This window comes from Paeniglutamicibacter cryotolerans, from assembly GCF_014190875.1.
In the GTDB taxonomy this organism is placed as follows: Bacteria; Actinomycetota; Actinomycetes; order Actinomycetales; family Micrococcaceae; genus Paeniglutamicibacter; species Paeniglutamicibacter cryotolerans.
In genome coordinates, this window is the sequence record NZ_JACHVS010000002.1 from 962364 (window position 1) to 989352 (window position 26989).

General features: G+C 62.0%; 21 protein-coding genes and 2 pseudogenes. 7 read left to right on the forward strand and 16 right to left on the reverse strand.

Features of this window, described 5'->3' with window-relative positions; genetic code table 11:
• Nucleotides 1-34: 34 nt before the first annotated feature.
• Genes E9229_RS17575 through E9229_RS17590 form a run of 4 tightly spaced genes read left to right on the forward strand, consistent with a single transcriptional unit; the run spans nt 35 to nt 5545 of the window.
• Nucleotides 35-1060 (forward strand): 3-oxoacyl-ACP synthase III, encoded by a 1026-nt coding sequence (locus tag E9229_RS17575; RefSeq protein WP_183512952.1) that lies wholly within the window; start codon nt 35-37, stop codon nt 1058-1060.
• Nucleotides 1054-3699 (forward strand): alpha/beta fold hydrolase, encoded by a 2646-nt coding sequence (locus tag E9229_RS17580; RefSeq protein WP_183512953.1) that lies wholly within the window; start codon nt 1054-1056, stop codon nt 3697-3699. The genes E9229_RS17575 and E9229_RS17580 overlap by 7 nt, the downstream gene beginning before the upstream one ends.
• Nucleotides 3696-4712, forward strand: a complete 1017-nt coding sequence (locus tag E9229_RS17585) for an NAD-dependent epimerase/dehydratase family protein (RefSeq protein ID WP_183512954.1) — start codon at nt 3696-3698, stop codon at nt 4710-4712. Before E9229_RS17580 ends, E9229_RS17585 begins: the two co-directional genes overlap by 4 nt.
• 5 nt (nt 4713-4717) lie before the next feature.
• Entirely contained in the window at nt 4718-5545 is an 828-nt protein-coding gene (locus tag E9229_RS17590) for a serine hydrolase domain-containing protein (protein ID WP_183512955.1), read from the forward strand.
• 2 nt (nt 5546-5547) lie between these two features.
• Here the strand turns inward: E9229_RS17590 and E9229_RS17595 are convergent, their stop codons facing one another.
• From E9229_RS17595 to E9229_RS17625, 7 genes are all read right to left on the reverse strand, one after another.
• On the reverse strand, nt 5548-7434 hold the full coding sequence (locus E9229_RS17595) for a glycosyltransferase (protein ID WP_183512956.1): 1887 nt from the start codon (nt 7432-7434) through the stop codon (nt 5548-5550).
• A gap of 59 nt (nt 7435-7493) precedes the next feature.
• On the reverse strand, nt 7494-8423 hold the full coding sequence (gene mutM / locus E9229_RS17600) for a bifunctional DNA-formamidopyrimidine glycosylase/DNA-(apurinic or apyrimidinic site) lyase (RefSeq protein ID WP_183512958.1): 930 nt from the start codon (nt 8421-8423) through the stop codon (nt 7494-7496).
• A gap of 2 nt (nt 8424-8425) precedes the next feature.
• Entirely contained in the window at nt 8426-9127 is a 702-nt protein-coding gene (gene rnc / locus E9229_RS17605; RefSeq protein ID WP_183512959.1) for a ribonuclease III, read from the reverse strand.
• A gap of 9 nt (nt 9128-9136) precedes the next feature.
• The gene (gene rpmF, locus E9229_RS17610; RefSeq protein ID WP_183512960.1) at nt 9137-9340 is read right to left on the reverse strand and encodes a 50S ribosomal protein L32; all 204 of its coding nucleotides are present in this window, start codon (nt 9338-9340) and stop codon (nt 9137-9139) included.
• Between the two features lie 2 nt (nt 9341-9342).
• Complete coding sequence (locus E9229_RS17615; protein ID WP_407671386.1) at nt 9343-9906, reverse strand: YceD family protein; 564 nt, start codon at nt 9904-9906, stop codon at nt 9343-9345.
• Nucleotides 9907-10058: 152 nt separating this feature from the next.
• A complete protein-coding gene (locus E9229_RS17620; protein WP_183512963.1) occupies nt 10059-13535 on the reverse strand; it encodes a CDP-glycerol glycerophosphotransferase family protein in 3477 nt (1158 codons plus the stop codon).
• A gap of 139 nt (nt 13536-13674) precedes the next feature.
• On the reverse strand, nt 13675-14979 hold the full coding sequence (locus E9229_RS17625; RefSeq protein ID WP_183512964.1) for a stealth conserved region 3 domain-containing protein: 1305 nt from the start codon (nt 14977-14979) through the stop codon (nt 13675-13677).
• A gap of 260 nt (nt 14980-15239) precedes the next feature.
• Here E9229_RS17625 and E9229_RS17630 point away from each other — a divergent pair, with 260 nt between their 5' ends.
• Nucleotides 15240-16460, forward strand: a complete 1221-nt coding sequence (locus E9229_RS17630) for a CDP-glycerol glycerophosphotransferase family protein (protein ID WP_183512965.1) — start codon at nt 15240-15242, stop codon at nt 16458-16460.
• A 542-nt stretch (nt 16461-17002) separates the two neighbouring features.
• Here E9229_RS17630 and E9229_RS17635 read toward each other — a convergent pair.
• Nucleotides 17003-18152: pseudogene (locus E9229_RS17635) on the reverse strand (IS3 family transposase).
• 167 nt (nt 18153-18319) lie between these two features.
• On the opposite strand from E9229_RS17635, the pseudogene E9229_RS20130 reads away from it, so the two are divergent.
• A pseudogene (locus tag E9229_RS20130) lies at nt 18320-18853 on the forward strand (CDP-glycerol glycerophosphotransferase family protein); the annotation flags it as partial.
• Nucleotides 18854-19065: 212 nt separating this feature from the next.
• The gene (locus tag E9229_RS19565; protein WP_246380843.1) at nt 19066-19650 is read left to right on the forward strand and encodes a hypothetical protein; all 585 of its coding nucleotides are present in this window, start codon (nt 19066-19068) and stop codon (nt 19648-19650) included.
• Nucleotides 19651-19800: 150 nt separating this feature from the next.
• Here E9229_RS19565 and E9229_RS17650 read toward each other — a convergent pair whose 3' ends face one another.
• The 8 genes from E9229_RS17650 to galU form a co-directional block, all read right to left on the reverse strand.
• Nucleotides 19801-20262, reverse strand: a complete 462-nt coding sequence (locus E9229_RS17650) for an adenylyltransferase/cytidyltransferase family protein (protein WP_183512969.1) — start codon at nt 20260-20262, stop codon at nt 19801-19803.
• A gap of 49 nt (nt 20263-20311) precedes the next feature.
• Entirely contained in the window at nt 20312-21202 is an 891-nt protein-coding gene (locus E9229_RS17655; protein WP_183512970.1) for a glycosyltransferase family 2 protein, read from the reverse strand.
• A 7-nt stretch (nt 21203-21209) separates the two neighbouring features.
• A complete protein-coding gene (locus E9229_RS17660; RefSeq protein WP_183512971.1) occupies nt 21210-22028 on the reverse strand; it encodes a CDP-alcohol phosphatidyltransferase family protein in 819 nt (272 codons plus the stop codon).
• The gene (locus E9229_RS17665; protein WP_183512973.1) at nt 22028-23074 is read right to left on the reverse strand and encodes a glycosyltransferase family 2 protein; all 1047 of its coding nucleotides are present in this window, start codon (nt 23072-23074) and stop codon (nt 22028-22030) included. The genes E9229_RS17660 and E9229_RS17665 overlap by 1 nt, the downstream gene beginning before the upstream one ends.
• Entirely contained in the window at nt 23071-23949 is an 879-nt protein-coding gene (locus E9229_RS17670; RefSeq protein WP_183512974.1) for an ABC transporter ATP-binding protein, read from the reverse strand. Before E9229_RS17670 ends, E9229_RS17665 begins: the two co-directional genes overlap by 4 nt.
• Complete coding sequence (locus E9229_RS17675; RefSeq protein WP_183512975.1) at nt 23933-24787, reverse strand: ABC transporter permease; 855 nt, start codon at nt 24785-24787, stop codon at nt 23933-23935. The genes E9229_RS17670 and E9229_RS17675 overlap by 17 nt, the downstream gene beginning before the upstream one ends.
• Nucleotides 24788-24913: 126 nt before the next feature.
• A complete protein-coding gene (locus tag E9229_RS17680; protein ID WP_246380845.1) occupies nt 24914-25963 on the reverse strand; it encodes an LCP family protein in 1050 nt (349 codons plus the stop codon).
• A gap of 128 nt (nt 25964-26091) precedes the next feature.
• The gene (gene galU, locus E9229_RS17685; protein ID WP_183512977.1) at nt 26092-26988 is read right to left on the reverse strand and encodes a UTP--glucose-1-phosphate uridylyltransferase GalU; all 897 of its coding nucleotides are present in this window, start codon (nt 26986-26988) and stop codon (nt 26092-26094) included.
• Nucleotide 26989: the final 1 nt, after the last annotated feature.

The window sequence follows — 26989 nt, forward strand, 5'->3', positions numbered from 1 at the left end:
GGGACGACATCACCACCAGATTGAAGGCTGAACATTGGGCGGAAACGCAACATTTCGACACGATAATTCGGCGCTCCTGGCCATCGGAAGTGTCGAAGCTCCGGTCGTTGTCACCTCCGATGAATTCGACCGTCGACTGGCCCCGAGCCTGAAGCGGCTGCGGCTCTCACGCCGGCTGCTCGAACGTGTCGCTGGTGTTACCGAGCGCCGCTGGTGGCCCGAGGGGACGACCTTCGAGGACGCTGCAGTGGAGGCCGGTTCCCAGGCCCTGGCCGAGGCAGGCATCGAGCCGGGTCAGGTGGACCTGCTGATCAATACTTCGGTTACCCGGCGCAACCTCGAACCGTCGGTCGCGGTGAAGATCCACCATGAGCTCGGCCTGCCCAGCTCGGCCATGAACTTCGACCTGGCCAACGCCTGCCTTGGCTTCGTCAACGGCATCACCCTGGCCGCGAACATGATCGATGCCGGCCAGATCCGCTACGCACTGATCGTTGCCGGCGAGGACGCCCAGCCCACCCAGGAAACCACCTTTGAGCGGCTGAACCGTGAGGATTCCACCCGGGATGACTACTTGCGTGAATTCGCCACGCTGACGCTGGGATCCGGTGCGGCAGCGGCCGTCATCGGCCCCCACGACCTGCATCCGGGATCCCACCGGATCGTCGGTGGCGTTTCACGAGCCGGCACCGAGCACCACGGCCTATGCGTGGGTGGACCATCGGGCATGTTCACCGACACCAAGGGCCTGTTGGACAACGGCCTGGAACTGGTCGTCAATGCCTGGGACGAGGCCCACGCCAACGGCTGGAACTGGAAGTCCATGGATCGCTACGTCACCCACCAGGTGTCCACCTCCTACACCAATGCCATCATCAAGGCCGTGGGCCTGGTCAAGAGCAAGGTGCCCATCACGTTCCCGAAGTGGGGCAATGTGGGTCCGGCATCGCTGCCGATGACCCTGGCCCAGGAATCCAAGACGCTCAAGCCCGGTGACCGGGTCCTCTGCATGGGGGTTGGTTCGGGGCTGAACACCACGATGATGGAACTGGCGTGGTAACCGAGCCCTGGCCCGGGGTCAACGCGGCGTGGTCGCGGTTCGTCCGGGTACCGTCTACCGCAGCCATCGATGCGCCGGGCACCAGCCACACCTGGCACCTCCTGGATAACGGCCCCGAGCTTGAAGCCCTGGGAATCACGCCTGCCGGCACCCTGCTGTGCGTTCACGGCAACCCCACCTGGTCCTACCTCTGGCGTTCGCTGCTCGGCGCCGCATCCAAGCTGGAGCACCCCTGGCGGGTCATCGCGGTGGACCAGCTGGACATGGGATTCTCCCACCGCACCGGCGTCTTCCGCCGCCTGGAACACCGCATTTCCGACCTTGACGACCTCACCACCGCCCTGGGCCTGGATGGCAAGGTCATCACCGTCGGCCATGACTGGGGAGGCATTATTTCCCTGGGCTGGGCGCTGGATCACCAGGATCTGCTGGCCGGCGTGGTACTCACCAATACGGCGGTACATCCGGCCGGCTTCGAGCTGCCTCCCGCCCTGAAACTCGCGCTACACCCGGCAGTCCACCCCTGGGGCACCAAGACGTCCCCGGCCTTCCTGAAGGTCACCCATTCCCTGGCCAGCCCGGCCCTGGCGCCGGCCGTGGAGGCGGCCTTCATGGCCCCTTACCGTGGGGCGAAGCGCCGCGCCGGGGTGGCGAACTTCGTGGCCGACATCCCGGCGGACCCCACCCACCCCAGTTGGCCCGCCCTGGAGCGGGTCTCCACCGGCATCACCAGGCTGAGCGTACCGGCCCTTGTCCTGTGGGGACCCAAGGACCCGGTCTTCTCGGACCGGTACCTGCGGGACCTGATCGGACGCCTCCCGCAGGCCCAGGTCCACCGTTTCGAGGGCGCCAGCCACCTCCTGCCCGAGGACCGCGACATTGCCACTCCAGTCTTCGACTGGATCGCGGGCACAGCGTGCAACCAGGACGGTTCCAAGACGTCCGCGGAGTTGCGCCCCGCTGTCCAATACCTTCCCATGACGGCCGAACTAGACGCCCGCTACCAGGACACCACGGCCGCAGTGGTCGACATGGCACCGCTGGGCTCCGGACCGAACCCGGTTCCGGTATCCCTGAGTTGGGCCACGCTTGCCACCCGGGTCGATGAATTGGCCGCCGGACTGCGTACCCTCGGTGTGGAACCCGGGGACCGGATCAGTCTGCTGGTTCCACCGGGCATCGAACTCACCACGTTGATTTACGCGTGCCTTCGCCTGGGCGCGGTGATAGTCGTCGCCGATGCCGGGCTGGGCGCCAAGGGACTGGGCCGGGCCATCAAGGGCGCCGGACCGCGCTTCCTGATCGGCATCGATCGGGCCCTGATAGCAGCCAAGGCTTTCGGCTGGCCGGGCGTCAGGATCGGCGTTGCCGACATGGGTCGGGTAAAGGCCCAGGGATTGGGCGTCGAAACGTCACTGGCAGCCATCCGCAGGCTCGGCGCCGCGGAACTTGCGACTTCCTCCCTGGCCTCGAGGGCGCACTTCCCAGCTCCCGGGGCAGACACCGACGCGGCCATCCTGTTCACCTCCGGATCCACAGGCCCGGCCAAGGGAGTCGTCTACACACACCGCCAGCTGGCTGCCATGCGCGACACCCTGAAGGACACCTACGGCCTGCGCGCCGGCTCCGGGCTGGTGGCGGGATTCGCCCCGTTCGCACTGCTCGGTCCGGCCCTGGGCGCCACCTCCGTAACGCCCGATATGGACGTGACCTCCCCGAAAACGCTCACCGCTGCCGCTCTGGCCGATGCAGCTGCCGCCATCGGAGCCACCGTCATCTTCGCCTCCCCCGCAGCACTAGCCAACGTATTGGCCACGGAACCGGACCTCACAGCGGAGCAGCGTAACGCCCTGTCCGGGATCGAGCTGCTGCTCTCGGCTGGAGCGCCCGTTCCCGAGCCGCTGCTGTCCCGGGTACAGGAACTCGTCCCCGCAGCATCCCTCCATACCCCCTACGGCATGACCGAGGCACTGCCCGTGACCGACATTTCGCTGGAAGGCATCCGCGACGCCGGCACCGGCAACGGAGTGTGCGTGGGAGTACCGGTATCGGGCACCCGCGTGGCCATTGCCCCGTTCACGGCCGATGGATCCGTTGAACCGGTCGCTGGCCATGCCATCGATGTCAGCGGCGAGATCCTGGTCTCTGCGGCTCACGTGAAGGACCGCTACGACAGGCTGTGGATCACCGAAAAGCACAGCTCGTCGGTTCCCGGATGGCATCGCACCGGCGATGTCGGACATCTGGATGCCACCGGCCGGCTCTGGGTCGAGGGGCGGCTGGGCCACATCCTGGTCCAGGACACGGGAGTCAGGACCCCGGTGGCGGCCGAGCACGCCGCCCAGTCTGTCACCGGAGCCGGACGTGCCGCCGTAGTCGGCGTCGGACCGTGCGGAACCCAGGCGGCCGTCGTGGTCATGGAGACCCATCCCGGGGCAACACGCCCGGCGCTTGCACCGCACGACCTGGCGGCCGAGGTGCGTGCCAGCGTTTCCCAGAACACCGGGATACAAATCGCGGCGGTCCTTGTGGTCCCGGAACTGCCCACCGACATCAGGCACAATTCTAAGATCGACCGTGCCGCCCTGGCCGAATGGGCGGCCAAGACCCTTGCTGGCGGAAGGATCCACCGCCCATGACACGCACGGTCCTGGTGACCGGAGCTTCCGGGCTCCTGGGTCAGGCAGTAGCCTCGCTCCTAATCGAACGCGGTGACACGGTGCGTACCTTCCAGCGCGGTCCGGCACCGCTGCCGAACACCGAAGCGGTCGCCGGCTCCGTGGCTGACCGGCAAGCCGTCGACCGGGCGGTCGCCGGTGTGGATGCCGTCATCCATCTTGCTGCCAAGGTTTCGTTCACCGGTGCGTGGTCGGAATTCGAATCCACCAACATCACCGGCACCCGAAACCTCATTGGCTCGGCCCGCACCGCCGGGGTCGGGGACTTCGTCTTCGTTTCTTCCCCGTCCGTCGCCCATTTCGGCGACTCCATCATCGGGGCGCCCGCCGGTCCGGCCGACCCGGCACGTGCCCGCGGAAACTATGCGCGTTCCAAGGCAGCTGCCGAACTTATCGCCCTCGAAGCGGACTCCCTTGGTTTCCGCGTGACTGCCCTGCGCCCGCACATCGTCTGGGGCCCGGGAGACACCCAACTGGTGGAACGCGTCCTGGAACGGGCCGCACGTGGCAGGCTTCCGCTCCTTGACTCCGGCACGGCCCTGATCGATACCACCTACATCGACAACGCAGCTGCTGCCCTGGTGCGCGGCCTGGACCGCATGGAACAGGCCCACGGCCGCCACCTGGTCATCACCAATGGCCAGCCGCGGCCCGTAGGCGAGCTCATGGCCGGGATCTGTCTGGCAGGAGGGGTCAAGCCACCGGCCTGGAGCATCCCCGGAGCTGTGGCACGTGCCGCCGGCACGGTGATCGAGCGCTTCTGGCTGGCTGCCGGAAAGCGCGGCTGGGTCAAGGACGAGCCGCCCATGACGGCGTTCCTGGCCGAGCAGCTTTCCACTGCCCACTGGTTCGACCAGCGCACCACCCGCGAGGTCCTTGACTGGACGCCCGCGGTCGGCATCGACGAGGGCCTGGAAAAGCTCGCCACCCATTACGGAGCTACCGGCGCCCTGAACCGCGCCACCGGAAAGTGAGAAGCATGTCTGCCCTCGAAATCATTGACTCCTGGCCCGTGGATCATGCCGCCGCGGCTGTCATCGACGCGTCCGGGACCCTGCTGGATTCCCATGGGGACGCCTCCCGGGTCTTCGCGCTGGCTTCCGTCACCAAATTGCTCAGCGCGTACGCCGTGCTGGTTGCGGTCGAGGAGGAAGCCCTGGAGCTCGAGCAGCCGGCTGGTCCCGAGGGGTCAACGGTGCGCCACCTGCTGGCGCATACAGCCGGCTACGATTTTTCGGGCACGGCCGTACGTGCTGCACCCGGTACCCGACGGATCTATTCGAACACCGGATTCGATGTGCTGGCGCGGACCTTGGAGGAATCCACCGGTATCGGCTTTGCCGACTATCTGGATGAAGCGGTCCTGCAGCCGCTGGGCATGTCATCAACGTCACTGGCCGGTTCGGCAGCAGCCGATGGTTCATCCTGCGTGGCAGATCTGCTCCGTTTCGCCACCGAGCTGCAGCGCCCCACGCTGCTGGCACCTTCCACACTGCACAGCGCCACCACTGTCCAGTTCCCCGGGCTGGATGGCATCCTGCCCGGCTACGGCAGGCAGCGACCGAACGACTGGGGCCTCGGGTTCGAGATCCGCGGCAGCAAGTCCCCGCACTGGACCGGCACCGGGAACTCGGCGAAGACCTTCGGGCACTTCGGACAGGCTGGCACGTTCCTCTGGGTGGATCCCGAAGCAGGAATTTCCTGCATAGCACTGACGGACCGTGATTTCGGACCGTGGGCAGTTGAAGCCTGGACTCCGTTCAACGATGCGGTACTCTCCGCCTTTGCCGGGCCGGGGCTCCGATAGGCTCAGTTCGTCATTTGACGCGGCACCACGGCCTTCAGCGATAGCCAGCCACCCTGCGTGGCATAGATCCGCCACCCGGAACCCTCGCTCTGTTCCACCGGACCCGCCTGGAGCCGCTTGCTGGCACCTGCCATGACGGCGTGTGCGTCAAAGATCGTTCCGGGAGGCAGCTGTGGCAACGTGATAATCCAGCGCCCACCGGCGAGGGCTGCTTTCGCTTCGGGCGCTGTCCCGGTCCGCTCCGTCAGTACCAACACCGTGCCTTCGGGTACGTCTGGGTGCGCTGTCAACTCCAGATCCCCCTCGATCCAACGCGCTGACCGAGCCAACGGCCCGACTGTCGACCCGCGGATACGTAGGGCACGGGGCGAGTGGGAGAGCAGTTCCAGCCAGCGGGCACTGAATTTTTCCGGGCCGAAGTCAGCCAGTGTCTCCAGGCCGGCGCTGCCCATGGATTCACGTAATGCCGGATTCCGCATGAGCTCCACCACCCGGCCGGCCAGCGCCTCGTGTTCACCAAAGGGAACCAGGAATCCGTTGATCCCCTCCCGGATGACATCACGGGGACCGTAATTGGCATCGTAGGCAAGTACCGGCACCCCGTGGCTCATGCTCTCAAGCAGCGTTAGGGGGAATCCCTCCGAGGCCGAGGTCAGCAAGGTGGCACAGGCCCCGGCATAGATCGCGTCTGTGCCATGGGCAAAAGGCATGAAGCGCACTGAATCGACGATGCCCAGCTCCGCGATCAACTCCTTGATCTTGTTCTCCTCCGCGTCCCCATACCCGAAACCGAAGACTTCCAGGACGGCGTTGGGCTCCTTGGTCAACACGTGTGCCATGACCCGCATTGCCTCGTCCACCCGCTTCTTCGGATGTGTCCTGGCAACCAGGACCAAACGCAGTGGATTCACCTCGACCAGCGGCTGCGGCGCGGGGGCGACCTGGCCGATGACTGTGATCATCTCGGCGTGGCCGGCCTCCGCGGCGATGTCCGCCTTCTGTGCTGGGGTCAGCGCCACCATGGCATCGAACTCGTCCAAGTGCTCCAGCGTCCGCGTCCAGTTCCGGCTGGTTCCCGAACCCCGTACATAGGGTGGATTGAGATGGTTGCTATGGATGGTGATGATCTTCAGGAGGTTAGGGTGGCTGATCGCCCGCACTATATCGTCCAGGTTATCGGCGGGGATATTGGGCAGGTTTTCACGGAATTCAGCACAGATTGCCGGGGCTTCCTCTGCTGTGAGGAGCAGCTCGAAGGCCCGCGTATAGAGCTTTCCGGTACTGTCCAGTTCGATTTCGGGACCGTGCAGGAACGATTGGGCCCACGCGTCCTGCCCGGAGTTTTGCCAAATCGTCAGGAAGCAGCTTCCGTTGCGCCCGATGTAGCGTTGGACAGTGGGTTTGTTGCTGCCCTGCTGATATTCGAGGATGCGTGCGATCCGCCCGGTCTCGTCCATTTCCTCACGGCGGACGCGATAGCGGGCCGGGCTGAAATATTCGATGACCTCGAGCACCCCACTCCTGTCGAAACGAACATACCGTTCAAAGAGCCCATTTCTGAAGAGCCGGAACGCCCGGCCGCTGGAATCGGCGAAATAGCTGCTGATCTCAGCTTCCTCCTCGATGACCACCGGCACCCGACTTTCCGGGCCACTTTGGTCAAGCGCCCTGAGCACGCTCTTGACGATCACGTCCGGGTGCAGGTGGCCATCGCGCTTAAGGTCGGCAACGTCAGCCCCGAGCCTTGACTGGGCACCCAACACGTCGATATGAACCGATTGGAGTGCACCGCTTGCCGCCAGAACGGAGGCCCGTTCCCGGACGGCCTTCACCAGTCCCCCGCGCTTGAGTGCCAGGGTATTGACGATGAAGTGCGCGCTGGTGGCCATGGGGAAAGCCTACGTTCAAGAAGATGGCCTGTGAACAGGCGTTTCACCTGAATTCGTGGTCAGTTCCGTGCGTTACGTGGCGTTGGCTGGCAGCGCGGACAGGAATACGAGGAACGACCCATGAATGGATCCCGGCGGATCAAGGAGGTGAGCCCCGCGTCCCGGCAGCGCTGACATTCCTTGCCCTCGCGTCCATAGGCATTGAGCGAGCGGTCGAAGTATCCAGAAGCACCGTTGACGTTGACATACAGGGCATCGAAACTGGTTCCGCCAGCCTCCAGGGCCCGGCCCATGACATCACGCAACGCTGCGAAGAGCAGCGCCACCTCGGGGCGCCTGATGGTGTCGGTTGCGCGCTTTGAATGCAGCTTGGCGGCCCAGAGCGCTTCATCGGCGTAGATGTTTCCGACCCCGGAGATCACCTGCTGATCGAGAATGGCCCGTTTGAGACCGATGCGTCGCTTGCGCAGGGCCAGGTAGAGGTCGTCGGCCCCGAGCGAAGAGTCCAGCACGTCCCGTGCAATGTGTGCCGCGGCCTCGGGGATCAGCGCGCTATCGCTGCCCGTTCCGCCGGGCAGTCCGTCATCGGTGCGCTGCAGCGGGGAGAGGAACACTCCCCCGAAGATTCGCTGGTCAATGAAGCGCAATTCGGCGGGTTTTCCTGCGGTCTCGGCCAATTCAAACCGGACCTTGAGGTGCTTTTCATCGGGGGCCTCGTGTTCTTCGACCAGGAGCTGCCCGCTCATGCCCAGGTGAGCCACCATGGCTAACGGTACGGGCAGGCCTCCCAGGGGAAGCCAAAGAAACTTTCCCCGGCGTATCGCGGCCAGGGGCGTGGTGCCGATAACGGTGTCGAGGAAATCAGCCGGGCCACCCGGGTGGCGGCGCAGGGAACGCGGATCAAGGACCTGGGCGGTGGCGATGGTGCGGCCAACCACCCAGTCCTCGAGCCCGCGGCGGACGACCTCCACTTCGGGAAGCTCGGGCACCGCTAGTTTTCCTTGGCGTCTTTGGCCGGGGTCCGGAGCATCTTCCAGGAGGATGCTGCGGCTTCCTGTTCGGCTTCCTTCTTCGAGGGGCCGGCACCGGAGCCATAGGCCTGGCCACCGATGTGAAGGGTTGCCACGTAGCTTCGAGCATGATCGGGACCAGAACCCTCAACCCGGTATTCAATGGTGCCGAGCTTGTTGGATGCGGCGATCTCCTGGATGGAGGTCTTCCAGTCCGTGCCGGCACCGAGCGCGTCGACGTCCTTCAGCAGCGGACCAACCAGGCGCATGACCAGCAGGCGCGCGGTTTCGATGCCGTGCGTCAGATAGGTGGCACCGATCAGCGACTCCATGGTGTCGGCAAGGATCGATGATTTGTCTGCACCGTTGGTGAGACGCTCGCCCTGGCCGAGAAGAATGAATTCGCCCACGCCGAGGGTACGGGCGATGCCGGCCAAGGCACGTGTACTGACGACGGCCGAACGGCGCTTCGCCAGGTCGCCCTCGGGAAGGTCGGGGTATTGGCGGTACAGGTGATCGGTGACGGCATAGCCGAGGATCGAGTCACCCAGGAACTCCAGGCGTTCGTTGGTGGGCAGGCCACCATTTTCGTACGCGAAGGAACGATGTGTGAGAGCAAGACGAAGCGTCCCGGAGTCGATATCGACTCCGAGACGCTTCAAAAGCTCTTCTGATGAAGGCATCTGACAGACTTACGCGTCAGCTACCTTGCGGCCCTTGTACTCAAGGAACAGCTCGGTGCCTGCGGAGTCCGTGACAACCTTAGCCTGGTGCGGCAGGCTGTAGGTGACGCGGCCGTTTTCAACGGTCTTGACCAGGTGAGGCGCAGTCGCCTTCCACTGGGCCCGGCGGGCGCGAGTATTCGAGCGGGACATCTTCCGCTTAGGAACAGCCACGGCTATCTCTCTTCTCTATCGACTGAATGTGTACTATTCGCCGCGTGGTCCGCGGCGTTGTCGGACAAACCGGCAAGGGCTGCCCAACGAGGATCCAAGACCTCATGGTGGTGCTCCGGATCCTCATTCAGGTTCATTCCGCATTCGGAACAAAGCCCTGCACAGTCTTCCTTACACACCGGCTGGAATGGCAGCGCGGTCACCACTGCATCCCGAAGTACCGGCTCGAGATCAATATGATCATCGATAACCCGGCACTGGTCATCCTCTTCGTCATCCTCGGGCAGATTAATGCCCTCGTAATAGAAGAGTTCTTGGATATCGGCATCGAGGTCATACGCGATGGACTCCAGGCACCTTCCGCACTCACCGTTGATTTCAACAGTGGCCACTCCGGAAACCAAGATACCCTCGTGCACGGCCTCGAACCTCAGATCCAGGTCGATTTCCGACCCTTCCTGAACGCCGACGAGTGCTACACCCAGTTCAGCGGGCGCAGCGACCTGCTCATCGAGAATTGTCATGCTTCCCGGGCTGCGCCCGAGATCCTTGGTCGAAAGGACCAAGGGCGAACTGCGATCGATGCCGTGTGACGACGAACGACCTGAACGCTTTTCGCTGATGATGACTCCTGTAGAACATAGACCGACATTACATCTTAGCCCGAAGCGGGAAGAGAACCCAAACGTATCTCCTATGGCGTGGCGCACGTGCCGCGCTAGGAGGATTCGAAAAGTGCTTCGACTACCCGGGCAGAAGCCGAGCCGTCGTCGCGGGGAGCGAACCGCGCGAGGAACTCCTCGCGCCTTCCGCCGTCCTGCAGGTCTCCGTCAAGTGCGCCTTGCAGCGCAGCGAAGAGTGCATCCTCGCTCTCAACAATAGGTCCCGGCATCTCCTGCGCGTAATCGAGATAGAACCCGCGCAGCTCGTCCCGGTATACCTCCAAGTCATACGCGTAGAACACGATAGGACGGCGCAGCAGCGCATAATCGAAGAAGACGGAGGAGTAGTCGGTAATCAGCACATCGCTTGCCAGATAGAGCTCCTGGATCTCTGGATAGCCCGAAACGTCGATGACCTTGCCCCGGCATTCGGGCGGGATCTCCAGTCCGGCCTGGACCAGCACGTGCATCCTCAGGAGCAGCACCGTGTCGTCTCCGAACCTTTGGGTGAAGCCGGCCAGATCAAACGGCATCTCGAAACCGAACCTTCCCCGGCCGTTGGAGGCGTTGTCCCGGAAGGTGGGGGCGTAGAGGACAACCCGTTGCCCGGGCGCTATGCCCAGCCCGCGCCGCACCTGTGAGGCCTTCTCCCCCGCGGAATCGGCAACCAATGGATCATTGCGCGGATAGCCAAGCTCCAGGACCGGGCCGGTGTATCCATATGAGCTCCGCATGGCCGCTGTGGCATAGGGACTCGGGGATAGCAGGTGCGTCCACTGTGCCGTCGCCCGCTCGACTCGCTCGACGTAGCCCGGATCACGCCCCTGGATCTCTCCGATGTCGTGCAGCATGCGCTTGAGCGGCGTCCCGTGCCAGGTCTGCAGGTAGACCCCCCGCTTGCGCCTGGTCATGTAATACGGGAAGCTCTGGTTCGAGACCCAGTATTTCGCCCGGCCCATCACCCAGAAATACTGCGGTGAAAGCCGTTTGACAACAGTCGTGTTCGGATCGGCGAAATGCCGGGGCCCATCGTAGATCCATACCTTCTTGCGGGCATCACCCCGGCGTACCAGTTCCTCGTATATATACCGTGGCGAATCCGCGTATTGCTTGCCCAGCCCGGATTCGAAGACCATGAGCCTGCTGTCCATGGGTAGCTTCTGCAGTCCGCGCTGCATCGCCTTCATGACAGAGAAATAGCGTTTGCTCCGGCGCAGCCTGCCCAACAACCGCTCGGCGAATTCGGTCTTGGCGATCTTCTCCACAGGACTCGCAGTTACCTGCAGCGCAGCCACCGCTTCGAAGACCCGTTTCGAATGGTTCAAGTCCTTGGCGACGATGAACCTATCCGAGCGTTCCCGATATTCCGGTTCCATGGCAAATCCACGCCGAACAGTTGCCTCGAGCTGGTCGAAGAGCGCGGCAAGATCAAGGGCCACCGGTCCAGGAAGCTCAGAATCGAGGTCCAGATGGGATCCGGCTTTGCCCAGGAAACGGCCCCGGTCGAATTGCAGGTAGTGCACCGGCCGGCCCAGGAAGCTGAAGTCGAATCCGACGCTTGAATAGTCGGTGACCATCGCCGCGCTCTGTTTCATCAGGAACTGGACGTCGGTTTCCCCCTGCCGCACGATGCGTGCCGGGGCATGCTCGAAGTAGGAGGTGAATCCCTGCATATTCGGATGCAGACAGAAGACAACCTCGACGTTTTCAGTTTCGGCGAGCCGGAGTAACCGCGGATGGTTCAGGAAGTCGCTCCACAGCCGCAGGTACTCCGATTCACCGAACGCTGCGTCGGTCTGCAGCCAGTCCCTCCATGTGGGAATGACAAGTAGTTGGCGCGGCTTGAGATCGACATCGCCCGCCAGCAGCGAATCGAAACGGGGAAGGCCTGTGACGACCACTTCCCGCGGGGAATATCCGAAGTCTCCCACGATGTACTCCTTTTCCCGTTCCGAAGAAACACAGAACAGGTCCGTTTCAAAACTGGTCGATCGCTTTCCGTAGTTCGGCACCATCCACTTGGTGCCCATGACACCGTGTTGCAGGAACACCCGGTACCCCGTGGCCTTGCTGCGGAACTCGGGCATCCGCGTGGGGTACAGATAGTCGGGATGGTGGGTTCCGATGAACCGGTCAGCCAGCAGGGCCAGCCTGAAGTGTTCCTCGGAATGGTGGAACACCACATGGCCCAAGCCCCGCAGGTTATCCAGCTCCGGCGAACCCTGGTTGATCACGTAGTAGGCATCGATCTCAGGGTGGTGTTCGCGGACGTACCTGAAGAAATACAGCCCGTTGTCCTGGGCCTTGTAGGGCAGTTCCCCGATGATCCATATCGGTTTGTTTCCGCGCTTGGCCAACGCCCGTCCCACCCGGCCCGATTCGCGCATCATGGTGAATGACTTGAGCGAAAAGCGCTCGATCAGTAGCGAGGTGGCTTTGCGCTTAAAGGTGTAATACGGGTTCAGGACGAGGACTTCCCCGCCACGGATCAGGTGCCCTGCCCGGGTAGTGGCGCGGACGACGTACGGGGTCTTGGCAACGCGGATGCTGACCGGTTCCTCGCGTCCTTCAAGCAGGAGTTCGACCCACAGGTCATAGTTGTCCTCCGTATCGAGTTGATCCCAATCGACAGTGGCGAAGTCTAGGACCGCCTCCCAGAGATAGCGCCCTCTTCCGAAATTCCGTGCCGTTGCATCACGAAGCGCGCCAAAGCTGGATGGTCCTTCCAGCACGTTTCCAGAACGTCGGCCGATCAGCTGGAACCGGGACGAGGCCACCTTGTCGAATCCGGTGTATGCCCGCCCACGCAGACACAGTACGGCATTCGTCGTGTCTATTGAATCAACGCCCAGGCTGATGGTGGGACGGGCTTCCCTGCCCACCGCCAAAGCCAGGTATCCGTTCCTGTTGACGTAAGGGGCAACCAGGGCCGCGCCACCGCCAACACCGTCCAGCCGTCCGAGCACCGTCAGCCCACAGCGGCCTAGCGGCACATGGCTGAGAACCTCGGCATCCGCGTCAACCACCCCGCCATTCACCATGGCCATGAATTGCCTGCCGTTGGGGTAGGTTCCGTCTTCGGTCTGGAATTCGACGGCCAACGCCCGCTTCTGGACCTGGTCCGCCCTGGATCGGATCCTGACGGTCAAACGGAGCGTGCCAGCGGCAACCGCCCCATCACCTGCAACATCAACGACATCTGGACGTGCGTTCCATACACCGGCGAGCGCGCATAGATCGATTTCTGCCACATACGCGACTGCGCCACCCGCCGCTCCACCGGCCCCCAGCCTTGGGGCGGGGAGCAGCTGAACGCTCCACAGCACCTCGCGACTGGCCAACAACGACAGGTCAATCACGTCGTACCTGGCATCAAGGACCATCCTTAGGGCAAGCACCCCGCCGGTCACCTCGGCATGGAGTTCCTCGAATCCCCTGGCACCGACCGCTTGGCGGCGCACCAGCTCCCGGCGTGAGCGGCTGGTCTGCAGGTCCTGTATCGAACGCGCAAGTCGCTCCTGAAGGTGGTTCATGTGCCCTTCCTGGACGGATCGTGACTGCTGGCCCGCTTCGTGGCCAGACAATGGACATTCAGCTGCCGGGGCTGCTGAGGTGTTCAGCCTTGCGCTTCCCATATAGGCGGTCGAGCGGCAACTAGCGGACTCCAAGCACTCAGGGAACCCTCTCGAACGACGAACGCCATGGATAGGCCTGGCGGAGGTAGTGGGTCACCATTGTGCGTTGCCGTTCCAGGTCCTTGTCACCGCCCGATACTTGATTCAGGCAGAGCATGTGTGGCCGCTTGCCCCACAGTAGCTTGGCCAGATTGAGTTGGGCGCTTTCCTCGCCCACATCGACGTACTTGTAGCTGGCGTCACCTGGAACCGCCATCCCCAATGCCGCGCCATAGTAGTGGGCCAGCGATGACGGAATCGACAGGTCGTTTGTACCCCTGAATTTCGACGACACCGTTGTCGCGACTTCGACCGGGTGCCGGGCCTCAATCCTTTCAAGGACCGACCGGCGTTGGGGATGCGCCACGTGTTTGAATTTCAATGTCGACTGGACCCCAAACTCGACCTGCAATAGTTCCGAGTTGTTCAGTGCCGCCACATCAACTGGCAGTGCCCTGCCCACCTCCGTTTCGAAACGCTGCGTTGACAGCTGGAATCGTGTTTGCCCGCCGCGGGTGAAGAACAGGCTGGGGCTCACCGGCTTCCCGAAAAACACGTCGTCGTTCATGTAGATGAAATGCTCGGAGAGTTCGCGGATGCGGTGGAGTTGGGCCTCGATGGCGTGCGAGTTGAACGTGGGCAGATTGCCGGTATTGGCGAAGATCTCTGCGTGGTCAACGACGGTCAAACCAGGATGATCGGTATTGAGCCAGACCGGTGGCTGCTGCCCCATCACCAGGTAAATGTGATTAACCCATGGAAGAAATGCCTCTACCGAGCGCAGGGAGTACTTCAGCTCATCATTGGATGAGTACCGCACGGCATCGGCCGCCGTTGGCAGCAGGGTGGTATCGACCGCTGCGAGCGCATGGGCGCGTTCATCCTGCCATTGCGCGTCCGCCCCGTCCACCCACGTGTAGACGAGGTCGACCGGAGCGTCAAAGTCAAGGATGTTGGGGACGGTGTAGGGCTTTCCGTCTCCGGTCACCAGGATCCTGACGCCCAGGGTCTCGTGCAGGTCCCTTTGCCTTAGCGAGACGGCCTTATCGGCGCAGGACCACCCGGCGATGATGTTCCGGGACAGGGCATCGGCCTCTATGGACAAGGAGTCGATACCCCGCTCAGCGAGTTGCTCCCGCAGCCGGGCGCATGCCGCAGCTGTCATAGTAAGGGTTCGGCCGTCATCGCTGACCACACAGGGGGTGTCCGACTCGATGACGATACGTCTCACGATCCGGGTTTGTTCATCGCGCAGGGCGTTAAGCCCGCGCTCGGCGTTCGGTGGCTTCCGGGAGAAATCCATCGCCTGGCGCCAGCGTCCATCCGGAAGCTGCTGTCCGATCCTGCCCCGCCATCCTGGCATTCGGATATCTCCGATCCTTACGGCTGTTCCATGGGATGAGCCCATGAGTCTCTCCCCACTGGAATCCATTCAACACTCTCGCCCTTGGAAAATCCATTGCCCGTGTTCTTCGGTGCGGCTGCCAACGGATGCATGCTTCACGACCCGCTCGCTGGTACAGCATCCTGCAAACCAGTCGACGCCACAGTTAGGCTTGTCAAATGCCCATGGTTCCAAAACTCAAGCGCGCATTTACACAGTTATCGGCCCGAATCGGCTCGGCGGTCAGCGAGCCCGCTGCCCGCCGGCGCCTCAACGGCCGCGTCCTTCCGGCAAACCCTTCACCGTTTGCCGTCTACTTCGCCGACACCCCGGAGGGGAGGTACCAGCTCCTTCAGTGGCTCGCCCCGCTTGAACGACTCGCTGTCGAAGGAGCAGCAGTGACGGTGCTGCTTTCCAACGCATCGACGGCACGCCCCATCATGGACGCGACGACCCTGCCGGTCCAGTTGTGTACCACCTCTGCCGAGCTTGAGTCATTTGTCGAGGGACACCGCGTTCAGGTGATCTTCTACGTCAATAACAACCAAGCCAACTTCACCGTCCTGCGACTCAACGGACTGGTTCACGTCCATCTCAGCCATGGGGAAAGTGAAAAATCCTCGATGGTTTCCAACCAGCTCAAGGCCTATGACTTTGCCTTTATCGCCGGAGAAGCGTCACGTTCCCGCATCATGGCGGCGGTCAGCCGCATCGATCCGCATCACCTGGTGGAGATCGGCCGGCCCCAGCTTGACTTCGCCACCCAGCGGGCCGACCGGTCCCCCGATGCAGTGACGGTCCTCTACGCGCCAACGTGGGAAGGTGACAGCAGCCAGATGGCATATGGTTCGCTGGCAGAGCACGGGGTTGGACTCTGCAAGGCACTGCTAGCCGATCCAAGGATCCGATTGATCTTCCGCCCGCATCCGAAAACCGGAAGCCTCTCGGCGGCCCATGCACGGGCTAGGAAGCGGGTCGAACACCTCATCCGCACTGCCCCCGCTGCTTCGGCATCCCGGACCTCGGTCACCGACGTCTCATCCGACCCGATCGACTTGTTGGCGGCGGCTGATGTCGTCGTCGCCGATGTTTCGGCGATGGCTATGGATGCAGTGGGTCTCGGCAAGCCATCGGTGTTGCTCCTGCCCTCAGCTCCACCGGCCAACGGCCCGGCATCCGGACAGCACCGGATCCTTGATTACGTGCCGGCATGGCATGGCGTTCCAGCCGAGGCGGCCGACCTCATCGTCGCTCTCGCGAACGGCGGCGAACCGGAGCAGCAGGCCGCGTTCCGCGATCATGTCTTTGGCGAAAGATGTCGCGGCACCGGCACGCAGCGCTTCATTCTTGCTTCACGGGAGCTGCTGGGTGAGGGATCGGTTCGGGAACCCGCCTCCTGATGAACCGGCCCGCCGTGCACGGCCCGGAGGTTCCGACAGCCCAACGGATATGCTGAGTCAATGCTTATAGGTCTCAGAAATACGGCTTTGCCCACCGGACACTATTACATGTCCACCATGGCGATTACCGCCTCCTTCGGTGGGTTGACCTCGGCCATGCTGGAGCGGGCCAGGGTATTTGTCGACGTTGCCGGGGTACCGACAACGATCCTGACCGTTGAGGCCCGGCCAAGCTACAAGCGGGTCAAGGCCCGGCTGGTAAGCGATGGGCGCATCCCCGAATCGGTGCGCATGTTGAGTTTCCATGAGGATATCCGCTCCCGCGGCACGGCCCCGGAAGCCCCCCCGGATGGATCCGGCAGCCGCAACCGACGGCATCTGGGAGTTCGACGAAGAGGGAAAGCCGTTCAGCTTGACCGTGTTGAACCCGGTGTTCGGCATTCCCGAGCAGATCTTCTTCACGCAACCCGACGGAACGGTGTACCTGACCGAGTACCGGGTGGGCTGCTTAGGACTTTTCGGACAGCGGATTAGTGGTTACTCTACGCTGCCGTCGCCGGCTGCTGGTAACTATAGTGGACGTCATTCGGTCGCCGGTAACCGAGCGCCGAATGGCGTCTGCGGCTGTTGTAGAAGCCCTCGATGTAGCGGATGATGTCCGCACGGGCACGTTCCTTTGTGGCGTAGGTCGTGCGGTAGACCCGCTCGTTTTTCAGGGCCGAGAAAAAAGTTTCTGCCTGGCTGTTGTCCCAGCAAATCCCGGTTTTCCCCATGGATGAGCGCATCCCCAAACCGGTGACCAGCCCCCGATATGAGGCCGAGGTATACACGCTTCCTCTGTCTCTGTGGGTGATCGCGTTGAGTTCGATCCGAGTCGTTTCAGCGGCATTGCGCAGGGCCTTCTCCACGAGCTCGGCACTCATATGGTCCTCGATCGCCCAGCCAACGACCTTCTTGCCAGTAGCAGTCTATGACCGTGGCCAGGTAGATGAACCCCTGCCACGTGTGGATGTAGGTGATATCCGACGAACTTGACGCCTGGGCGGTCTGCGGTGAAGTCCCGTTTCACCAGATCTGGCATCGCCGCGGCCGCCTCGGCATCGGCGACCGTGGTGGTGCGGAAGGGCCGTGGTTGGCACGGAACCAGATGCTCCTGGCGCATGATCTGGCGCGCCAGCTCCTTCGGAGCATTCGGTGCCCTCGGCCTGAAGGTCCGCGTGGATTCGGCGATACCCGTAGGTCCCCTCGGATTCCTGACAAGAAGTGATGCACCCGGGCAGCCAGGGCCGTTCTGCGGGCTGCGGTGGCCGAGACCGGGCGGGAACGCCAGTGGTAAAAACCCGAGCGGGAGACCTCCAACCAGAGGCACATCTTCAGCACTGCCGGAGCCTTCCGGGACGCGGCGGCGTAGGAGTCGATGAATTCTTACTTCGCCACTACCGTGGCTCCCGTGCGAAGTATGCAGCCGCCTTTTAGGAACGCGGCCTCGGCTTCCAGCTACTGGTTTTCACGTTCCAGCTCCCTGAGCCGGGCACGGTCAGCGACGTTCAGCTCCGGTTCCGGCTCGGTGGTGGGGCTTCCGTTGGCTTGCCGGTTCTTCTTCAGCCAACTGCGCAACGTCTCAGCGCCAACCCCGTATTCGGTGGCGACGACCTTGATGGCCTTGGACGAGTCGATGACTTCGCGGCACAGTTAATCCTTGAATTCCTGGCTGAACCTGCGACGTGTTGATGACATTTCGGTGATTCCTCATTCCGGTAGTCCCCATCATTTCATGGGGCTCCACTGTCCGAAATATCCAGAGCAGCCCACACGGCACGCCTTTGAAGGCACTGGGCAGGGACATCACCTCCGGTTTCATGCAGCACGGCAACGTCAGCCGAAACCTGCTCCACGCCACACACCTGCTCGCCCCCAACGAACACACCCCCGACAGTCTAGTGGTCCCCTACGAAACCGATGGCCTGTTCAGAGGTAAGACCGCCCAGCTGGGAAGCCCCCGGATCGATCGGATGCTCGATGCGGATCCGGCCATCCGCGCCGGTGTATTCGCACGCCTGGGTCTTGTCGATGACGGACGGTCGGCGGTCTTCTACACGCCGACCTGGCGGGGAACTACCAGCTCTAAGCATTTCGATGCGAGGGGACTGGCCGCCGACCTGAAGGCCCTGGCCACCCGTGATTCACATGTCGTCTTCCGCGCCCATCACCTGACCGAGGCGCTCATCAGGGACATGAAGCTGGAAGTGAACCTTGTTCCGGCCGCCATCGACACTTACGAGGTCCTGGGTATCACTGATGTCCTGGTCACCGATTATTCGAGGATCTTCTTCGATTTCCTGCCACGCCGCAAACCGATTATCTTCTACGCCTACGACCTCGAAGAGTACCGCGCCGAGCGGGGACTCTACTTCGCCTTGGAGGACATGCCCGGGGAAATCGCCAGACCATCGGCGAGCTGCTGGAATGCATCGGGAGGGCCATTGAGAGCGGGATCCAGGACCAGAGCAAGCACGGCGGGGCCCTCGAAAGGTTCGCCCCGGCTGAACACGGTAACGCTGCCCGCCGCAGCATCGAGTTCTTCTTCGACGACTCGGACGAGTTCGTGCTTGACTCGCCCGACGACGGACGCAAGGTGTCGCTGTTCAGGCACGACTTTGCACCGGGTCCAGTCACCGAGGCGTTCCTGGAATTCGCTCGCGGGCTGGATCCGTTACTACACCGCATCGTGGTCCAGTTCGACCGTTCGTCGGTGTATCCGTTCCCGGAACGGGTGGCGAACCTCGCCCGTCTCCCGGAACATGTGCAGCGGCTTGTCCGGGCCGGTTCACATGTCGTATCGGTCGAGGAACGGTGGACCTTGAACCAGTTCAACATGAATAGGCATTGGCCCAGCCCAGAGCAGGAAGCACTGACCCGCAAGGCCTTTGCGCGCGAGTGCCGCCGGGTCTTCGGTACTGCCGACTTCGACGTTGCCACTCAACTCGAGCTGCGTGATGGCTTCGGCTCGCAGCTGCTCGGCGCTCCGGACCGGGGAATCGGGCACCGGGTCCTAGGACTGGCTCTACCGGCGGACGATTCAACTTGTCTGAGCGCAGGCGAGATCCGCTCGGCTTATCCCTTCATCGACTGGTTCGATGAGGTCGTCGAGTCCGCCGACGAGCTGCATCCGGCGCTCCCCACCGGATAACTGTTCTAGATGCAAGGCAGACGCTGAAGGCGGCCAACCGCATCGGGAGGCCGCCTTTGGCGCCTGTTTGAAGGTACTGGACGTGGGGAACAATCCCGCCAACCATCGGGCCATTACCCCGGGTCGGGAACTGACTCCCCCTCCGGGTATCTAGCTCAGTTCCTTGACGATCTGGCTCAGTGAGTCGAGGGTGCGCTTCAGCTCGTCGACGTGCCGTTCGTCAAAAGCACTGAGCACGCGCTTCATTTCGGTGGTGGAGATTCCCGAGGTGCGCGGCAAGTAGACGACCTCGACTTTGTCACCGAGATCGTCGAACTTGCCTTTCCAGTCCTCACCGATGCCAAAGACGTCGACATCGTACTTGGCGATGTCCAAACGCTTCTGGTCCCAGTTGTCCTCGGGAATTGCCTCGTCAACGTATTGGATGGCCTGTACGATCTCCAACCGCTGCTCGAACGGAACGATGGGTTTCTTGCCCTTGACCGCGTTGAATTCGTCCGTGGAGACTCCGACGATCAGGCGGTCGCCCTTTTCCTTGAGTCGCTTGAGGATGTTCAGGTGTCCGATGTGGAAAAGGTCGAAGGTTCCGTAAGTGAGAACTGTTCTTGTCATAGTGGTCTCCTGTGAAGTGGATGAGGCTGAAGAGTGATGGGGGGATCAATCAGACGATGGGCGGACGCCCGGCAAGTGCCATGCGCAGGTGCGTCCGCCATTTGAGTTTGGGCCGCGGCGCCGAGTACCAGGGGTTTCCCTGCCACCCGGCCTTCCATCCGCTCAGGTACTGGCGCACGCTAGCCGGTTCCCGGCGCAGTCGCACGCAGTCGATGAGCACCCAGCTGCTGACGTAGATCCAGCTGAAGGGCCAATGCAGGTTGCGCCTGGCCAACCACACCCGGTTTCTGGCATTCAGCCGGTAGAACTCCTCGTGCCGCCGGGGGTCGACCACCGGGTGGCCGATGCGCATGTCACCGGCGTACCAGACATGGTGCCCGGTGTCCCACACCCGCCAGGCCAGCTCGATGCCCTCGTGGGCGTACCAGAAGCCTCCGGCCCAGCCGCCGGTCGCTTCGAAGGTGGCTCGCGCCATGACTAGGCATGTTTCTCCAACGTGAAAGACCCTGCTTGATTCCTCGGCTGTTCGTTTATTCAGACGGGGGATCCATCTGCGCGGATCAGTTTCGTTCGCAGGATCGGTGATACGCGGTTGCAGCATTCCCATCTGCGGATGCCGCCTGAACCGCGAAACGGCATCGGCCAGGAAACCGGCGTCAAGGAACCACGAATCATCGTCAAGAAAACACAGGAACTCCCCGGATACATTGGGCACCCCGGCATTTCTTCCGGCAGGGATGCCAATGTTCTCCTCGAGGAAGAGGCCACGGACCCCAGAGGGAAGCCCGATCGGGTCCCAGCCGTTGCCAACGACCACCACGTCGAGGTCCACCGCGTCCTGGGACATCAAGGTGGACAGGGCACGTTGGAGTTCATCGGGTCTGTTTCCCATGGTCAGGACAACGACACCTATCGACGGCTGCCGGCTCGTTTCACCCATCTGGCCGCTACCTGAGCCTGGCCGATGCCATGCAGGCAACAAAGTGTCCCACATTGACCAGCAGGGTTGCCGGAAGCAGCACGATTAGCATCCATGCTTCGGCCACCCCTGGTGTCCCAATAAGCGCCGACAGGATCGACATCAACAGGATGAGCATGCTCAGCTCCACCGCGTGAAGCATCCTGTGAAACGGGAGGAAGCGTGCCGCCGAGCGGAGCTTTCCCACAAAACCAGTCGGGGGCACGGCCCGGGCCTCGGCCGTGTCAGGAAGCTTCGGCAACCCTGCTATGCCTCGAGCAGCGTGGACCATGAGGCTCAGCGACCTGTTCAGGACCAACAGTACCGAAACGACTGCGGCGAGGGAGAGCATCGGCCAGGCATGGGGCGAAGACTGTTCCTGCAGTTCAATAAACACCCGGTAGCCCAGGGCTATGGGCAACAGCGCCTCAGTGGTGTGATGCCCCACCATGTCGATGAAGATGCCACGGGGAGACTGCGAGTTCCGCCAACGTGCGACTTCGCCGTCGCTGCAGTCGAAGTAGAGCTGAACCTGCGACAGGACAACGGCAAGAAGGGGGCCCCAGATACCTGGGATCAGGAGCGCTGCCGACATTAGCCAGCCGGCGAGGATCATCAGACCCGTCACGCCGTTGGCCGAGATGCGGGTCCGCACGAGCACTGCGGTCAGGTAGATGGAAATATGGCGCAGGTAGAGCTCAGCTGTCCAATGCTCGGCATTGCGCCGTGCACGGACCTCCGGCGGTTGGCACACGACACGAAGCTGTTCAAGCGTCGGACGTGCAGGCCGTTCATGCCCGGTGGTCACTAACGCACCCTTCCCTTATCGAGCGTTCCATTTGCTCCGCGGACCCTGCCCTTGACAAATCCAAAGGCCCAGGGGAAATGGATGCTCGGCAGCACACCAAGAAGCAGGAGTCGTTCACGCGCCGGACCTTCATTTGTCTTAGCTATGGCCACGGCCAACAACCCCACATAGGCAACGGGTGCGAGCTTGGCCAGTTTCATGAGCCTTCGCGGAACCGTCGGAATGGATTTCCCTAGCAGTGCGTCGATGAGAAGTGCTGCAAGGCCCAGGGTCGTCCCGGCCACCATCAGTGGCGGAAGCTGGTGCCTCATCGATTTTCCCTCGGAGTACCGCTTGGCCAGCTCACCCCGCCACACTCCAGATGCGTACGACTGCGCAGAGAGCTTCCTGAAGCTCTCCCGTGGGAAGTATCCGGTGCGCAGTTCGGGGTCGAACCACACGGTGAGTCCGGCCTGGCGAATACGCAGGCACATTTCCCAGTCCTGTCCGCGCCACAGCGTCTCATCGAAGTAACCGACCTCGTCGAATACGCTCCGCTGGAAGATGCCAAGGTATGCGGATTCGGCGGGGCCTTCGGGAGCACTGCTATGGTAGGCGGCTCCACCAAGCCCTAGGGGGGAATGGTAGGCGGCTGCCACGGCCCGCTGGAACGGGCTCCGACCACGGGCATCCATCAGGCCACCGACGTCGTGTGCGCCGGTGCGCAGGAGCGTCTGCACTCCGCGTGACGTGTAGTCCGGTTCCAATTCACTGTGGGCATCAACCCGGATGACCACCTCGTGGGACGAGGCGCGGATAGCAAGATTCAGGCCGATCGGCGTCCGACCCTGGGGGTTGGGAACCGCCTTAATCCGAGAGTCTTCCGCACAAAGCTGCGCAACGAGCTCCTCGGTACCGTCGGTAGAAGGACCCACGGCCAGCACTATTTCCTTGGATCCCTGATATTCCTGTGCCAATACGCTCTGAACTGCGGCCCTCAAATAGGGTTCTTCGTTCAGGACCGGCATAACGTATGAAACTCCGGGAGATGGTTCGACAAGCGTCATTTATTCAGCCTCGAAGCTTTGTATTCCTTGACCACGGATCGCGCGTCGCCGTCCATCTGCAGAACGCCCTTGTTGATCCAGATAACGCGCTCACAGGTATCGAGGATCGAGTTCATGGAGTGCGAGACAAGGAAGACGGTTCCTGCGTTATCCTTGATCGAACGAATTTTGGCCTCGCTGCGTTTGCGGAATCGGGCATCGCCTACAGCAAGCGCCTCGTCGACGATAAGAATCTCGTGTTGCTTCGATGCGGCAATCGCAAATTTCAACCGTGCCGACATGCCGGATGAATAGGTGCGCATGGGCAGATCAATGAATTCCTCGAGTTCGGAGAACGCAATGATCTCCTTCCGCATTTCCAGCACTTCCTTGCGTGAATACCCCAGGGCCAGGCCACCGAGCATGATGTTCTTATCTCCGGACAGATCCGGGATCAGGGCCGCGCCAACGCCCAACAAGTTCGGCCTGGACGAGGCATACACGGATCCGGAGCTCGGAGGCGTGAGCCCCACGATGCTCCGCATGAGGGTTGACTTGCCCGAGCCGTTGGAGCCGATGACCCCGATTGACTCATTCTCATAGGCAACGAATGAAACACCCTTGATGGCATGCACTTCACGCAATCCGCGGGCCTTGGTCAGGAGCTGCCGGCCGGCAGCGGCACCGGCCGCCTTCCCACCGGCAAAAATCTGGTATTTGACGTGCAGGTCATCGACCACCACGACGGGCTTGCGGGTACCGGAGCCAACGGCTTCGACCGATTCGCTGGTCGGTGCCGTTTCATTCGAGTTCCCTGCCTCGCCTATCTGAAGAGGCTCATGGCGGGGGTAGAGCTTGGGGTTGATGATGTCGTCGAAATCAGTTTGCACGGCCATACCGCTCCTCAGCCTTCCAGAAGAAAACGACACCGGCAATGAGTGTCACGATCGCGATGATCGACAGCGATAGCCAATAGATCGGCGGATAGGCATACTCGGCTCCATCCATCATGACTCCGCGGGCAATCGACAGCGTCTGGTAGATCGGGTGGTAGTCGAAGATGACCACGAGTCCAGGAAACGCGTTCAGGACGCGATCCACACTGAACAACACACCGGACGTGTAGAAGAGCATGCGGTTGACCAGGGGTAGAAGCTGTGTGAGGTCACGGACGTGGACCGTGAGCCGTGCACAAATCAAGGCAATCCCCGTATTGAAAACGGAGAAGATAGCTACCAGCGGAATGATCAGCAACCAGGACCAGCGCGGCATGGTCCCCAGGATCATGCAGTAGACCGCCATCACACCGAGCATGGGCACCAGCATCATGAATTGCTTGAGCACTGTGGAGATCGGCAGGGTGATCCTGGGAAAACTCAGGGACTGGACCAATGCCGAGTTTCCGGTGATGGCCCTCGCCCCATCAGTCATGCTGGCGCTGAAGAACTCAAAGAGGAAAACGCCGATGACTACGAAGACCGGGAAGTCCTCGGGCCTGCGGCCGCCCTGCAGCACACCGAAAATGAACCCGTACATGAGCGCATTCATCGTCGGCTTAAGCACGATCCACAACATGCCGAGGCGGTTTCGTTCATTCATCGCCTGAACACGGCTGCGCGCGAGCTCATAAGCGAAATCGCGACGTTCCCAGGCCTGCCTCAGGTAGGTCATTAGCGGCGGACGCGCACCAACCCTTGCTAGGTTGTTGCGCGCCGCATATTCCGCAGCACTCATGTCAGGCTGTACCTCATTAATTGCTATTGAGACCGGCCCAGAGGATCCTGGGGCCCAGTTGATTCTAGTTGATCCGACCTGCGACCCCTTCCGCGGGCGCCACCGATCATTAAATCCTATGGCCAATTATTTCGGCGGGTTATCTGCCAGGTACTTGGTCAGCGAATCGGTCCGCATGGCCTTTCCGATGGCATCTATGGCCGCCGAGTCCTTCAGTTCTATGGATTGGCCGTCGGCGGATTTCCCGCTACCCAGGGTGGGTAGCGTGAACATTTTCACGTCCTTGGGCCGCAATCCCTTGAGCTGCAAGCCGATTCCCGCAGCCGCAGAGGCATCAAGGCCGCTGTCCAGCGTGAGATACGGCGACACCTTGTCGATGACCTCGAAGATCTTGGTGGGATTCGTCAACGTATCGGCAGCGAGCATCTTGGCAATGACTGCCTTGATGAATTTCTGCTGGTTTTGGACCCGCTGGTAGTCGCCGTTGACGAAGGACTTGCGTTCACGGACGAACCGCAGGGCCCTGTCACCCTCGAGAGTGAGATCTCCGACCGGATAGAAGTAATCCGTGTCGTTTGCCGTAAATGGGATCTCGTTCTTCACCGTGACCCCGCCCAGGGCGGTACTCAGATCCCGGAATCCCTGGAAGTCGATCAAGGCCACGTGGTCGATCTTGGTATCGAAGAGGCCCTCGACGGTCTGGACAACCAGCGGCACGCCTCCGAACGACATGGCTGCGTTGATCTTGTTCATTCCGTGTCCGGGGATTTCGGTCCACATGTCACGAACGATCGACATGACATAGACTCCCGATCGATCCCCCGGGATATGGACGAACATCAGGGAGTCCGAACGCTGCCCGGTACCGCCGTGGGACAGCAGTTCGGTGGGAGCCTGCTTGCCAGTGCCACTGTCGATACCCATGAGCAACATGTTGATCGACCCGTCCGAGGGGTCCTTGACGGGTCGGGTCTCCTCTTCGGGGAAGGCGTTCGTCAACTGCTGGGTCTGCTTATTGAAGGTGTTGGCCAGATTCAGGACATATCCCCCGGAGGTCAGCCCGGCGGCCAGCACCATGACCAGTGCCACGATAATGATGGTCCTGACGCGGTTGCGTTTGGGGCGCGTCAAGCGGCGCGGCATGTAGCCGTCGCCAAATTCGAGGTTCTTAGTCAATCAGGGTCTCCAAAACCGCCAGACTATTACTGACGCTCAAACAAGGTCGTTGAGCGTCATGCGCAGGGCACATGACGCTCCACCATAACTTCTCATGCTGTGTGAAAGCTGGGCTTTTCACACTGGCATTAAAGACCTGAGACAAATTCCTTCAGCCAGGGAACAAGGTCTGGTCCGAGGTCTTCGCGCTCGGCAGCGAGCGTAATGACAGCCTGGATGTAGCTGAGTTTATCCCCGGTATCATAGCGGCGACCGCGGAAAACCACGGCATGAACTCCCCCGCCCGGGCCCTCCATCGTGGCAAGTTCCTGCAGCGCATCGGTGAGCTGGATTTCCCCGCCCCGGCCCGGAGCCGTGCGTTCAAGCACCTCGAACACTGCCGGGGACAAGACATAGCGTCCGATGACAGCCAGGTTCGACGGGGCTTCTTCGACGTTCGGCTTTTCCACCAGCGCGCGGACTGCAACATAGTCCTCGCCTTCGATGGCAGTGACATCGGCACAACCGTAGGCGCTGATCTGTTGCGGGTCGACTTCCATGACGGCAATGACCGATCCGCCGGTCTTTGCCTGCACGTCGATCATCGTCTCGAGCAGGACATCGCGCGCATCGATCAGGTCGTCGCCGAGTAAGACGGCAAAGGGCTCGTTTCCAACGTGCCGCTTGGCACACAGGACAGCGTGCCCCAGGCCCTTGGGATCGCCTTGTCGGATGTAATGCATGTCGCCGATATCCGTGGCTTCCTGAATCCGCTGCAGCTTTTCCAGATCACCCTTTGCCTCAAGCGTCGCTTCGAGGGTAGGCACGCGGTCAAAGTGGTCCTCGAGCGCACGCTTGTTGCGTCCGGTAATCATCAGGATGTCATCGAGACCCGCCTTCGCGGCTTCCTGCACGACGTACTGGATGGCCGGCTGGTCGACCACGGGGAGCATTTCCTTCGGCATGGCCTTGGTGGCCGGAAGGAAGCGGGTTCCGAGGCCGGCGGCGGGAATCACGGCCTTTGTGACGCGTTTGTTCTGAATCATG

Excerpts from the sequence above, each read along its gene's own strand:
- E9229_RS17675 (WP_183512975.1), bottom strand. The coding sequence starts at position 24,787 with ATGAGTGCTGCGGAATATGCGGCGCGCAACAACCTAGCAAGGGTTGGT.
- galU (WP_183512977.1), bottom strand. The coding sequence starts at position 26,988 with ATGATTCAGAACAAACGCGTCACAAAGGCCGTGATTCCCGCCGCCGGC.
- E9229_RS17585 (WP_183512954.1), top strand. The coding sequence starts at position 3,696 with ATGACACGCACGGTCCTGGTGACCGGAGCTTCCGGGCTCCTGGGTCAG.
- rnc (WP_183512959.1), bottom strand. The coding sequence starts at position 9,127 with ATGCCTTCATCAGAAGAGCTTTTGAAGCGTCTCGGAGTCGATATCGAC.
- E9229_RS17590 (WP_183512955.1), top strand. The coding sequence starts at position 4,718 with ATGTCTGCCCTCGAAATCATTGACTCCTGGCCCGTGGATCATGCCGCC.
- E9229_RS17655 (WP_183512970.1), bottom strand. The coding sequence starts at position 21,202 with ATGGGTGAAACGAGCCGGCAGCCGTCGATAGGTGTCGTTGTCCTGACC.
- E9229_RS17595 (WP_183512956.1), bottom strand. The coding sequence starts at position 7,434 with ATGGCCACCAGCGCGCACTTCATCGTCAATACCCTGGCACTCAAGCGC.
- E9229_RS17625 (WP_183512964.1), bottom strand. The coding sequence starts at position 14,979 with ATGGATTTCTCCCGGAAGCCACCGAACGCCGAGCGCGGGCTTAACGCC.
- E9229_RS17630 (WP_183512965.1), top strand. The coding sequence starts at position 15,240 with ATGCCCATGGTTCCAAAACTCAAGCGCGCATTTACACAGTTATCGGCC.
- E9229_RS17650 (WP_183512969.1), bottom strand. The coding sequence starts at position 20,262 with ATGACAAGAACAGTTCTCACTTACGGAACCTTCGACCTTTTCCACATC.
- E9229_RS17665 (WP_183512973.1), bottom strand. The coding sequence starts at position 23,074 with ATGACGCTTGTCGAACCATCTCCCGGAGTTTCATACGTTATGCCGGTC.
- E9229_RS17670 (WP_183512974.1), bottom strand. The coding sequence starts at position 23,949 with ATGGCCGTGCAAACTGATTTCGACGACATCATCAACCCCAAGCTCTAC.
- E9229_RS17620 (WP_183512963.1), bottom strand. The coding sequence starts at position 13,535 with ATGAACCACCTTCAGGAGCGACTTGCGCGTTCGATACAGGACCTGCAG.